The following is an 11,784-nucleotide window of genomic DNA, read 5'->3' as shown; positions in this document are numbered from 1 at the left end:
GAGAGACGATGAAAACAACGATGACGAAGCACGCAACGCTCGCGGCACTGATCGCCGTCACCCTCGCAGGCGGCAACGCGCACGCGCAGGACTCGAGCGCGACCTTGAAGAAGATCCGCGAAACGGGCGCGATTTCGCTCGGCGTGCGCGAATCGTCGGTGCCGTTCTCGTACTACGACGAAGAGCAGCACGTGATCGGCTATTCGCAGGCGATCGCGCTGAAGATCGTCGACGAGGTGAAAAAAGAGCTGAAGCTGCCGGACCTCAAGGTGCGCGAGATTCCCATCACGTCGCAGAACCGTATTCCGCTCGTGCAGAACGGCACGATCGATATCGAATGCGGCTCGACCACGCACACGAAAGAGCGCGACAACCAGGCCGCCTTCTCGAACAGCTTCTTCCAGTACGGTGTGCGCATGATCGTGAAGAAGGACTCGGGCGTGAAAGACTTCGGCGATCTCGCCAACAAGACGGTCGTGACGACGGCGGGCACGTCAGAAGAGCGTCTGCTGCGGCAGATGAACGCCGAAAAGTCGATGAACATGCGCCTCATCAGCGCGAAGGATCACGCCGAGTCGTTCCTCAACGTCAAGACGGGGCGCGCGGTCGCCTTCGTGATGGACGATCCGCTGCTGTATGGCGCGAAAGCGAAAGAGGCGAACGCCGACGACTACGTGATCACAGGCACGTCGCCGATGTCGGAAGTGTATGGCTGCATGTTCCGCAAGGATGATCCGGGCTTCAAGAAACTGGTCGACGGCGTGATCGCGCGCTTGCAAACTTCCGGCGAAGCGGCGAACCTCTACCTGAAGTGGTTCACGCAATCCATTCCGCCGAAGGGCATCAACCTGAACTACCCGTTGTCGGCGGAGATGAAACAGCTGTTCGCGAAGCCGAACGACCGCGCGCTCGATTGACGGGGCAGCGTCGCGCCGCGTCGCGGGCAGCACGACCTGGAGATACGGTGTGACGCAGACAGCAGAGACAACGCAAGCAAACAAAGTGGCGCTCGTGACAGGCGCGGGCAGCGGCATCGGCAAGGCGACGGCGCTCAAGCTGCTTGCCAACGGCTATAGCGTCGTACTGACGGGGCGCAGGCAGGCCCCACTCGATGCGCTCGCAACAGATGCACAAGCACGCGGCCAGGACGCACTCGCCATTGCCTGCGACGTGACGGATGCCGCGAGCGTCGCCGCGCTGTTCGACGCGATCCGGCTGCGCTACGGGCGGCTCGACGTGCTGTTCAACAACGCGGGCCGCAATGCGCCGCCCGTCGAAATCGACCAGATCGAACTCGACGACTGGCGTTCCGTCGTCGATACCAACCTCACGGGCGTGTTCCTGTGCACGCGCGCAGCATTCGGGATGATGAAGGCGCAAACGCCGCGAGGCGGGCGCATCATCAACAACGGCTCGATCTCCGCGCATGCGCCGCGGCCGTTGAGCATTGCGTACACGGCGACCAAGCATGCGATCACGGGTCTCACCAAGTCGGTCTCGCTCGATGGCCGGCCTTACGACATCGTGTGCGGCCAGATCGACATTGGCAACGCCGAGACCGAAATGGCCGAGCGGATGGCCCGCGGCGTGCCGCAGGCCAACGGCACGATCGCTGTCGAGCCGCTGATGAACGTCGAACATGTCGCCGATGCCGTGCTGAATATGGCGAATCTGCCGCTGTCGGCGAACGTGCAGTTCATGACGATCATGGCGAGCAAGATGCCGTTCGTCGGCCGCGGATGACCCGTATGTGACACAACGCGGCGCGGGCACTCGACGTATACTTGACGCTTCCCGAACCACTGGAAGTAGATGTGACTGCTGACGAGGCCACGCACTCGGGGGCGCCGGCCACCGCCGATCCGCGCCCCACGCCGCCCACGCGGCCCGACCCCAGCGAATGCTGCGATAGCGGCTGCGATCCGTGCGTGTTCGATCTGTACGCGGAAGAGGTCACGCGGTATCGCGCGGCGCTGGCTGCGTGGGAAGCGCGGCACGCGCAGCCGGTTGAGCACGAAGGCGAGCCGGGCAAGAAGCGCTAAGCGTTTGCCTCATGACCCGTTTGCAACCACTCTCTCGCGCCGCTTCATCGACTCTATGTCCCCGCTGATCGAACCTCACGCGCTTGCCGCTTTGCATGACTTCGTCGAACGCCATCCCCGGCTTTTCGTGCTGACGGGCGCGGGTATCAGTACCGATTCCGGCATCCCCGGCTATCGCGACGAAAACGGCGAATGGAAACGCTCGCCGCCCATCACGTTGCAGGAGTTTCTTGGCTCCGTCGCGTCGCGCCAGCGTTACTGGGCGCGCAGCACGGTCGGTTGGCCCGTGGTCGCGAAGGCCGCGCCGAATGCCGCGCATCACGCGCTCGCGCGGCTCGAAGCGGCCGGGCATGTAGGGGCGCTCGTTACGCAGAATGTTGACGGACTGCATCAGCGCGCGGGCAGCAGCGACGTGATCGAACTGCACGGCAGCATCGGCGAAGTGACATGTCTCGATTGCAACTCGCATCACACGCGCGCGTCGATCCAGCAAACGCTGATCAACGCGAACCCCGCGCTGCTCGATGTGATCGCCGAACCGGCCGCCGACGGCGACGCGCATCTCGAATGGCACGACCTCGGCTCGTTCCGCATTCCGGCGTGTCCGCACTGCGGCGGGCTGCTGAAGCCCGATGTCGTGTTTTTCGGCGAGAACGTGCCGAAGGCGCGCGTCGAGGCGGCTACACACGCGCTCGATGCCGCCGACGCGATGCTCGTGGTCGGCTCGTCGCTGATGGTGTATTCGGGCTACCGTTTCTGCGTGTGGGCGCAGAAGATGGGCAAGCCGGTCGCCGCGATCAATCTGGGACGCACGCGCGCCGATGAGTTGCTGTCGCTGAAAGTGGCAGCGCCATGCGGCGATGCGCTCGCCGCGCTCGCGGCGCGTCTCGCGGTCAGCTAATGCCCGCAGGTGCGCGCCCGCCTCATGTCAATTCACAAGGAACGCCGATGCTCACGTCGATAGAAGAACTGGAAGCGCTGTACGGGCAGCCGCACGAGCGCTCGATACGCAAGGAGATTCCGTACGTCAACGACTGCTATCGCGCGTTCATCGAGCAATCGCCATTCATCGTGCTGGCGACGGCGGGCCCCGAAGGCCTCGACTGCTCGCCGCGCGGCGATGCGCCCGGGTTCGTCCGGCTGATCGACTCGCGCACGCTGGCGATTCCCGACCGCGTAGGCAACAACCGCGTCGACAGTCTGCGCAATGTGATCGTCAATCCGCATGTGGGGCTGCTGTTCGTCGTGCCGGGTGTCGGCGAGACGCTGCGCGTCAATGGACGCGGGCGCGTTTCGGTCGAACCGGCGTTGCTCGAGAGCTTCGCGGTCGACGGCAAGACGCCTCGCACGGTGTTGATCGTCGATATCGACGCGGTGTACTTTCATTGCTCGAAAGCGCTGGCGCGCTCGAAGTTGTGGGACCCGTCGCGCCATGTCGAGCGCTCGCGCCTGCCGAGCGCGGGCGACATGCACAAGCGCATTTTCGGTGAGACTTTCGACGCGCTCGCGTATGATCGCGACCTCGTTGAACGGATGCGAACCGGTCTGTACTGATTGAACCGCCATGACTACGCCTGATCTCAACCTGCGCCAGCACGCGCCTTCCGCCGAACGTAACCGCGAGCCGATTCTCGCCGTGCTCGAACGCGTCCTGCCCGCGACGGGCACCGTGCTCGAGATCGCGAGCGGCACGGGCCAGCACGCGATCCACTTCGCTGCGGCGCTGCCGCATCTCGTCTGGCAGCCGAGCGACCTCGACGACGAGGCGCGCGCGTCGATTGCCGCGTGGACGGCGCATAGCGGGCTGGCCAACGTGCGGCCGCCGCTCGCGCTCGACGTGCGCGACGCGTCGTGGGGCATCGAGGCCGCCGCTGCGATCGTCTGCATCAACATGATCCATATCTCGCCGTGGGCATCGGCGCAGGCGCTGATCGGCGGCGCGGGGCGGCTGCTCGGACCGGGCGGCGTGCTCTTTCTGTACGGGCCGTACCGGCGCGGCGGCGCGCATACGGCGCCGACCAACGCTGCGTTCGACGAACAGTTGCAACGCCGCAATCCCGCATGGGGCGTGCGCGACATGGAAGCCGTGGTGGCGCTGGCAGACGCGGCGGGCTTCGACGCCGATGAGCCGGTTGAGATGCCTGCCAACAACTTCAGCCTCGTGTTCAGGAAACGTTAGCGCACGCGCCGGGTCGGACGCTTTACCTGCGCTTGACTCTGCGCTTGCACGCCAAACGTTCGCGGCGCGTTTCGCGGACTAAGCTTTAGAGTGCCGGCAGCGGGCCGCACAAGCAGCGCGGCGCGAAAGCGTGTCGAAAGCCCGCACGCATCGACTATGCGGGACACGAACACGGCGGGCGGGGAGTACGCGAGCGTCATCCCGTCATTTCTTTTATCCTTTCATCCTCGACGCCGCGCCCTGATGGTGGGCGCGGCCTCAAGACTCACTGGAATCAGGAGAATTCACATGGGCAAACAGGCAATCGGCGTAGTGGGGCTGGCGGTGATGGGCCGGAATCTGGCGCTGAACATCGAAAGCCGCGGTCACGCGGTCTCCGTGTTCAACCGCACCCGCGAGAAAACCGACGAACTGATCGCGGAGTTTCCCGACCGTAAGCTGGTTCCGACTTTCACGCTGGAAGAATTCGTCAACTCGCTGGAAAAGCCGCGCCGCATCCTGATGATGGTAAAAGCGGGCGAAGGCACCGACGCGACGATCGCGTCGCTACAGCCGCTGCTGGACAAGGGCGACATTCTGATCGACGGCGGCAATACGCATTTCACCGACACCATCCGCCGTAATCAGGAACTGGCGAAGTCGGGCCTGCACTTCATCGGCACGGGCGTGTCGGGCGGCGAAGAGGGCGCGCTCAAGGGCCCGTCGATCATGCCGGGCGGCCAGCGCGAAGCGTACGACCTCGTCGCCCCGATCCTCACCGAGATCGCGGCGAAGGCGCCGGACGGCGAGCCGTGCGTCGCATACATGGGTGCTGACGGCGCGGGCCACTTTGTGAAGATGGTGCACAACGGCATCGAATACGGCGACATGCAGCTGATCGCCGAAAGCTATGCGGTGCTCAAGCAGGTGCTCGGGCTGTCGAACCAGGAACTGGGCGCGGTCTACACCGAGTGGAACAAGGGCGAGCTGGACAGCTACCTGATCGAGATCACGTCGAAGATCTTCGACAAGAAGGACGAAGAAACGGGCAAGGATCTCGTCGACATCATCATGGACCGCGCCGCGCAAAAGGGCACGGGCAAGTGGACGAGCCAGAACGCGCTCGACCTCGGCGCGCCGCTGCCGCTGATTACGGAAGCCGTGTTCGCGCGCGTGCTGTCGTCGCTGAAGGATCAGCGCGTGGCAGCCAGCAAGGTGCTCGAAGGGCCGGCCGCCAAGCCGTTCTCGGGCGACCGCGCCGCGTTCATCGAATCCGTGCGCCGCGCGTTGTACTTCAGCAAGGTGATTTCGTACGCACAGGGCTTCGCGCAACTGCGCGCGGCGTCGGACGAATACAAGTGGGATCTGGACTACGGCACGATCGCGAAGATTTTCCGTGCCGGCTGTATCATCCGCGCCCGCTTCCTGCAGAAGATCACGGACGCCTACTCCAAGGACAAGCAGATCGCCAACCTGCTGCTCGATCCGTATTTCCGCGACATCGCCGCGAACTACCAGGGGGCGCTGCGCGACGTCGTGATCGCCGCGACGACGGCGGGCGTGCCGGTACCGGCGTTCTCGTCGGCAATCGCGTACTTCGACGGCTACCGCTCGGCGCGTCTGCCCGCCAACCTCGTGCAGGCGCAACGCGACTTCTTCGGCGCGCATACGTTCGAGCGCCTCGACAAGCCGGGTAGCTTCCACGCGAACTGGTCCTGAGCAGACGGGCTTGCTTCGCTCCGTAAAGCGAAGATTGGTCTGATTGCAAACGCCCCGGCGCCTCACGGCGCCGGGGCGTTTGCTTTGGCGCGGCTCATTGTTTCAAACAGTGCACATTTTTTGGAACACAGCGTTGCAAATATTTGATCTCAAAAAGCGGGTCGAGCGCCCGGTTACATGAATTATTTCAATTCTCGCAACATAGTTTAGCGAGATTAGGGATTTCCCTAGGATGTTTCCTTCAATAAACTTGCATCAACGCTGACGGACACGATGTTCGCAGTGAATCGAAAAACAAGTTCTCGGAGGTTGTCCATGAAAGCCCTTATTTCCGCAGTCGTTCTTGCTGCCGCTGTTGCCGCTCCCGTCGCATCGTTTGCCCAATCGAGCCAGCAGCCGGTGACGCGCGCCGAAGTTCGCGCCGATCTCGCCCGTCTGGAGAAGGCTGGCTACGATCCGCTGTCGGATCGCCAGAACTACCCGAACAACATCCAGGCCGCGGAAGCGCGTGTCCACGCAGAAGACGCCAACGCAAGCGGCTATGGCGTGCAGACGAACGGCACGTCGCAAGCTGGCCGCTCGCTGGCCGATGAGAAGGGTCCGCGTTCGGTGTTCTTCGGCAATTAATCTCCGACGAAGCTGACGCAGTAACCAGATCGAAAGCGCCGGCTGGGGTCCGCGAGCCCCAGCCGACACGCGCAGGTAAAAAGACGCCGCCCAAGGTAAAACCTGGGCGGCGTTTTTTTCTTCCGGTGCGGGCGAAGTCGGGTCAGGCCGCGCGTCACGTTACCGCGGCATATGCGGAATCGTCTCGTTGTTCGCAACGTTCAACTGATGCACCTGCCGATGCACCTTGTTCAACTGGGCCTGCGCGGCCGTGCGTTGCGCTTCGAGTTGCGCGAGTTCCTTGCGCAACTGATGCTGCCGGCTCGTCACCACCTGATCCTGCTCGGTCGTGCGCTGCAAGCCCTGACGCAGCCGTTCCGCGTGCGCTTCGGATTCCGCGATCGCCCGCTTCAGTTGCTCGTTCTGCGCTTCGAGCTGCAAGCGGCGCGTCTCGCCGTCGGAAAGCCGTGTCGCCTGATCCTGCATATGGTGAAACAGCTGCCTGGCCGTATTGATGTCGCTCGTGCTCAGCACGCGCCATAGCCGGTCTTCCTGAAACAGTGCGGCGAAGTATTTCATTTCCTTTGGGTAAAACAGCAAACTGACCGAATAGTCAAAAGTGCGAAACGTGTGGAAGGTCGTGAGTTCGGCGTTGTCGCTCATGCGTTCTACATCGGCTGCGTCCGCGAGCTGCACGGCGCGTCCATTCGGCGCCGAGGGCGTGACCTGCACCGCATGCAGCGGCGTGACGGGGCGCTGCGGCGAACTGACCGGGCGAGCTTCGATGGTTGCGCTTGCATCGCTTTCACTGGCGGGAAGGTCGTCGAGTCGCGCAGGTTCGGCTTGCGGGGCGTTCTGTGGCGGGAAATGAAAGTGAGCCGCGGCCCCATTGCTGACAGCAGCGCGACGCATGTTCAAGAGATTTTTCACGATCGATCCTCGGTAGGCGGCCGGGAAGCCATACCTCTTCAGGGTAGCGGGCGCATCAATGCAGCGTGCGTTGCCCACGTGCGATATCGTCAAATAGTGCATGGCCAGGTTCCAGCGCAAAGAGCCACGACTGGTCGTATTCGCTGAGCGCTTCGAGCGCCTGGCGCAACTGTTCGAGGGCGACCGCCGGAATCTCGACGCTCGCTTCCACGCCGCTCGACAGGCGGCTCACGCTTGCCAGTTGCACGAGGGCATCGGCGGCCTCGGCGACATCGACGGCGAAGACCAGATGCGCATTGAGCAGTTCGACCAGCGCAGGGGATGCAGTCATCTCATCGACATTCAGTTGTACGGCAAGAAACAGCGCCTTGTTCATGGAACCTCCTCGTTAGACGGAAACGCTGACGTGGAATGAACCGTCTTGCCGCGCATCGCGCTTGCGGGTATGCGCATATTTGTTGACCGCAGCAAGCTTCAGTATAGGCGAGCACTCCAGCTATGCAATGGCCCGCGAGCCGCATGTAATGGACTTCTCCGGCCATGTGAGCAAGACACGTGCATGCGCGCGTGCGCCACTATAATGACCAGTCCGACAACCTCATTGCGCAAGACCGTCATGAAAATCGTCCGCAGCAGCACGTTCAAGGCAGAGCGTCCATGGGGCGCGCTCGATATCGCCAACATGAACGGCATCACCACGCGTCTTCACTGGACCGACCAGCCGTACAAATGGCACGTCAACGATGGCGAGGAAGTTTTCGCCGTGCTGGACGGGCGCGTGGAGATGCGCTACCGCGAAGCAGGCATCGAGCATTCCACAGTGCTGGAGACGGGCGACGTGTTTCATGCGTCGGTCGGCACGGAACACGTTGCGCATCCGATCGGCGAGGCGCGCATTCTGGTGATCGAGTCGGAAGGCAGCGTATGACGTTTCGATTTCGCTGATCGGGCGAAATTGATTGGGATTGCAGAAGGAATCAAAGAGCAGGCCGAAGCAGCAGTGCGAGCGAGTTGACCGTCGGCGAGAGGCGTGTCGGGGCTGTGCCGTCCGCGCTTGTCAACCCGTCATTTTTCCGACGGACAGTCGAGGCATAATATTTGCACTGCATATCCCGCTACACGTTCAAATGACGCGCGGCCCCTATGAGCCGCCGTCCCATACTGCGTCAAGGGCCACAAAAATGACAGTAAAACGGCAATACGTCGTCACGCAGGCGCTGGTCTCGCTCGCCGTCGCGAGCATGCTCGGCGCGTGCACCACGTACCCGTGGGAAGCGACGCAGTCGCCGGCGCCCACGTACCGGACATCGGGCGGCGCGGCCGCCAGTGGCGTGCCGGCCGGGTTCTATCGCGTGAACCCGGGCGATACGATGCAAAGCATCGCCGGCGCTTACGGTCAGCGGACCCAGGACATCGCGTCATGGAACGGTCTGACGTTATCGTCGCCCGTTGTGCCTGGGCAGTTGTTGCGGGTCGGCCCGCCCGCTTATGCGCAGACCACGCCCGTGCCGACACCCGCGCCCACCACCACGCCCGTTCAGCCGGCGCCCGTTGCGCCCGCGCAGGTGACGCTCGCGTGGCCGCTGCGCGGTCCGATCCTCAAGCCGTACGTGCCGGGCAAGTCGAAAGGGATCGTGATCGGCGGGCGTCCGGGTGATCAGGTGCGAGCGGCCGCGACCGGGCGGGTCGTCTACGCGGGCACGCTCGAGGCCTACGGGCCGCTCGTCATCATCAAGCACGACGACACGCTGATCACGGCCTACGGCCAGAACAGCAGGCTGCTCGTGCAAGAGGGCGATGCCGTCACGCAAGGTCAGCCGATCGGCGAAGTCGGCGTCGACAGCAACGGCGTGCCGTCCATCCAGTTCGAAGTGCGCAAGGACGGCAAGCCGGTCGATCCGCTTGGGTGGCTGCCGCGCTGAGTCGCATAGCGACCCGGCGACAGGCGAACAATGAGGCCAACCGCATCCGGACGGCCAACACCTTGACGGCCGACAGTTGGTCCGGATCGTTCAGTCGGCTTCTCCAGTATCGATGACAGGCCCGTGACAGCGGGCTTTGTCGCGTTTGGCATGGTGCGTGCAACATGGTTATCGGGCGCGGCGTAGCGCGCGCTCGCTCGCCAACCTTTACCGTTGCTGGAGACACATCATGACCCACCTGCTTGTGAAAGACCTGTCGAGGGTCGACGAACTCGACCGTGAAACCGCCAAGGCTGTACACGGCGGCATGCTCACTATCGCCAAGCCGACGGAGCCGAGCCCGTGGCCGGGCTTCCCCGGCAAGCCGTCGATGCCATGGCCGCCGATGAATCTACCCCATCCGCCCGTGTATGCGGACGGCGGCGGACCTGTCATCATGCCGTATCACGGCAACGTGCCGACGGACCCGCGTCTGGTTTGATCAGCGTGCGTTTGGCGTAGGGAGGCGAGTCATGTCGCGTGGCTCGCCTCTTCGTGTTGATGGTGCAGATGTGAGAGCGCAAACAGGAAGGGGCCGATCCACGTCCCATCAACCGCAACGCGACGCTCATGGCATGCGCTGTCGCTTCGCATTGCGTCGGCAGATACCTGCCCATGGACCGGCCGCCGATACTCTGTCACAAGCGCCCAAGGCGGACTATCAGGATTCTTCGAAAGTGATGTGAGCGTGTTCTGACTTACGTCAATGCGATCTGCACCACCTTCACGATCACGAGCGCAACGGCCACCACCAGATAGCCGCGCAGCGCGCTCATCCAGATACGGCGGGAGAGCGTCATCACGGGCTTTGGCAGCGAGTCGAGCGGCGGCGTGCGCCACGTTGCGCGCTCGGATTTGCTGACGAACGGCGCGCCGTCCGCACTCTGCGCGCCCCGCCGCCGCCGCAGCGCCATCGCCGCGACGAACGCCACCACGGCGAGCAGCGTGCCGCCCGCGAGAATCTCGATGATCGCGTGTCCGCTGATGTCGGGATACACAACGGACGCCGTCAGCACGACCGAGAGCAGCACCAGCGCCCACACGACGCCGCCCGTGAACAGGTTCAGCCCTTTCGAGTTGACCCACGGCCCGAGCACCGCGCGGTCGTTGCACAGCAGAAGCAGGAACACGGTTGCGCTCGGCAGCAGCACGCCCGCGAGCGTCTGCACGGCTTCCGTCAGCAGGCCGAGCGGGCTGCCCGGAATCAGCACGAGTCCTGCCGCCGCCGCCACGATGCCGAAGTACACGAGATAGAAGCCCTTCGCATCGGCGACGCCGCGATGCAGCGAATGACGGATCTTGAACACGTCGCCGATCGCATAGGCCGTCGACAGCGACACGGCCGCCGCGCCGATGATGCACGCGTCGAGCAGCGCAATCGCGAACAGCACGGCGGGCGTCCGGCCCGCATACCGTTCGAGGCCGGCGATCACGCCGCCCGCATCGGTGAACTGGCCGAACTCCGGCTTGCCGCCGAACAGCGCGGCGCTGAACGAGATCATCGCGATGGCGCCGATCAGCACGAACACGATGCCGATCCACAGGTCGGCCTTTTCGTACTTCATGAAGCGCGGCGTGATGCGCTTGTCGATCACGTAGCTCTGCTGGAAGAACAACTGCCACGGTGCAACCGTCGTGCCGACGATGCCGATCACGAGCAGCATCACGTCCGAGAGCTTTGCGTGCGCGGGCCATGCGGGCACGAACAGATGGTGCGTCATCTGCGCGACGGGCGGATGGATCGTCACGAGCACGGGCACGAGCAACAGGCTCAGCAGACACAGCACGATTGCAAAGCGCTCGAAGCGTTTGAAGTCGCCGGTGCTGACGGCCGCCATCGTCAACGCGGCCGCGATACACACGCCCGCCACTTTCGATACACCGAAGAAGTCGAGCACGAACGTAATGCCGATGAACTCGGTGACGATGGTCAACGCATTGAGGATGAACAGGTCGATGACGCTGAACGCGCCCCAGAACTTGCCGAAGCGTTCGAAGATCAGGCGCGCATGACCGACGCCCGTGACGGCGCCCAGGCGCAGCACCATCTCCTGATTGACATACAGCACGGGCACGAGCAGCAGCAGCGTCCACAGCAGCGTGGTGCCGTAGTTCTGGCCGGCCTGCGTATAGGTGCCGAAGGCGCCCGCGTCGTTGTCGCCGACCATCACGATGAGGCCGGGTCCGACGATCGCGAGCAGCGTGCGCAACCGCGCGCCCCAGCTGTTGCGGGGCGCCGTGTCGTGATGCGCGATCGTACCGAGCGCGCCGCGGATATCGCCGACATGCGCGTCGTCGAGAACGGCGGTGCGCGTCGGCAGGGCTTGTGGTGGCGTTGCCATTGTTATTCTCCCGTGAACGGATATAG

General features: G+C 63.7%; 14 protein-coding genes. 11 read left to right on the top strand and 3 right to left on the bottom strand.

Features of this window, described 5'->3' with window-relative positions; genetic code table 11:
* The first annotated feature begins 20 nt into the window (after positions 1-20).
* The 8 genes from C2L64_RS28215 (at position 21) to C2L64_RS28180 (ending at position 6,546) form a co-directional block, all read left to right on the top strand.
* Entirely contained in the window at positions 21-917 is an 897-nt protein-coding gene (locus tag C2L64_RS28215) for a glutamate/aspartate ABC transporter substrate-binding protein (RefSeq protein ID WP_039902246.1), read from the top strand.
* A 49-nt stretch (positions 918-966) separates the two neighbouring features.
* A complete protein-coding gene (locus C2L64_RS28210; protein ID WP_009770406.1) occupies positions 967-1,743 on the top strand; it encodes an SDR family oxidoreductase in 777 nt (258 codons plus the stop codon).
* A gap of 71 nt (positions 1,744-1,814) precedes the next feature.
* Entirely contained in the window at positions 1,815-2,042 is a 228-nt protein-coding gene (locus tag C2L64_RS28205) for an oxidoreductase-like domain-containing protein (RefSeq protein WP_009770407.1), read from the top strand.
* Between the two features lie 55 nt (positions 2,043-2,097).
* Positions 2,098-2,943 (top strand): NAD-dependent protein deacetylase, encoded by an 846-nt coding sequence (locus tag C2L64_RS28200; RefSeq protein ID WP_009770408.1) that lies wholly within the window; start codon positions 2,098-2,100, stop codon positions 2,941-2,943.
* 47 nt (positions 2,944-2,990) lie between these two features.
* Positions 2,991-3,596, top strand: coding sequence for a pyridoxamine 5'-phosphate oxidase family protein (locus C2L64_RS28195; protein ID WP_009770409.1), 606 nt, complete (start codon positions 2,991-2,993; stop codon positions 3,594-3,596).
* Positions 3,597-3,606: 10 nt separating this feature from the next.
* Entirely contained in the window at positions 3,607-4,221 is a 615-nt protein-coding gene (locus C2L64_RS28190; protein ID WP_009770410.1) for a DUF938 domain-containing protein, read from the top strand.
* A 288-nt stretch (positions 4,222-4,509) separates the two neighbouring features.
* Positions 4,510-5,919 (top strand): NADP-dependent phosphogluconate dehydrogenase, encoded by a 1,410-nt coding sequence (gndA, locus tag C2L64_RS28185; protein ID WP_009770412.1) that lies wholly within the window; start codon positions 4,510-4,512, stop codon positions 5,917-5,919.
* A gap of 315 nt (positions 5,920-6,234) precedes the next feature.
* Positions 6,235-6,546 carry a DUF4148 domain-containing protein gene (locus tag C2L64_RS28180; protein WP_007744289.1) on the top strand — a complete coding sequence of 104 codons (312 nt, stop codon included), beginning with the start codon at positions 6,235-6,237 and terminating at the stop codon, positions 6,544-6,546.
* Positions 6,547-6,705: 159 nt separating this feature from the next.
* On the opposite strand, the gene C2L64_RS28175 is transcribed toward C2L64_RS28180, so the two are convergent.
* Positions 6,706-7,455 (bottom strand): DUF2968 domain-containing protein, encoded by a 750-nt coding sequence (locus C2L64_RS28175; protein WP_039902234.1) that lies wholly within the window; start codon positions 7,453-7,455, stop codon positions 6,706-6,708.
* A 55-nt stretch (positions 7,456-7,510) separates the two neighbouring features.
* Positions 7,511-7,831, bottom strand: coding sequence for a hypothetical protein (locus C2L64_RS28170; protein ID WP_009770414.1), 321 nt, complete (start codon positions 7,829-7,831; stop codon positions 7,511-7,513).
* A 240-nt stretch (positions 7,832-8,071) separates the two neighbouring features.
* Here C2L64_RS28170 and C2L64_RS28165 point away from each other — a divergent pair, with 240 nt between their 5' ends.
* From C2L64_RS28165 to C2L64_RS28155, 3 genes are all read left to right on the top strand, one after another.
* Entirely contained in the window at positions 8,072-8,383 is a 312-nt protein-coding gene (locus tag C2L64_RS28165; protein ID WP_007744296.1) for a cupin domain-containing protein, read from the top strand.
* Positions 8,384-8,636: 253 nt separating this feature from the next.
* Positions 8,637-9,377, top strand: a complete 741-nt coding sequence (locus tag C2L64_RS28160) for a peptidoglycan DD-metalloendopeptidase family protein (RefSeq protein ID WP_007744297.1) — start codon at positions 8,637-8,639, stop codon at positions 9,375-9,377.
* A gap of 229 nt (positions 9,378-9,606) precedes the next feature.
* Positions 9,607-9,858 carry a hypothetical protein gene (locus C2L64_RS28155; RefSeq protein ID WP_009770415.1) on the top strand — a complete coding sequence of 84 codons (252 nt, stop codon included), beginning with the start codon at positions 9,607-9,609 and terminating at the stop codon, positions 9,856-9,858.
* A 256-nt stretch (positions 9,859-10,114) separates the two neighbouring features.
* On the opposite strand, the gene C2L64_RS28150 is transcribed toward C2L64_RS28155, so the two are convergent.
* A complete protein-coding gene (locus tag C2L64_RS28150; protein WP_009770416.1) occupies positions 10,115-11,758 on the bottom strand; it encodes an NRAMP family divalent metal transporter in 1,644 nt (547 codons plus the stop codon).
* Positions 11,759-11,784: the final 26 nt, after the last annotated feature.

The organism is Paraburkholderia hospita, from assembly GCF_002902965.1.
Classification (GTDB): Bacteria; Pseudomonadota; Gammaproteobacteria; order Burkholderiales; family Burkholderiaceae; genus Paraburkholderia; species Paraburkholderia hospita.
The sequence above is the reverse complement of the archived record's forward strand: the minus strand, read 5'-3'. Positions and strand labels throughout refer to the sequence as shown.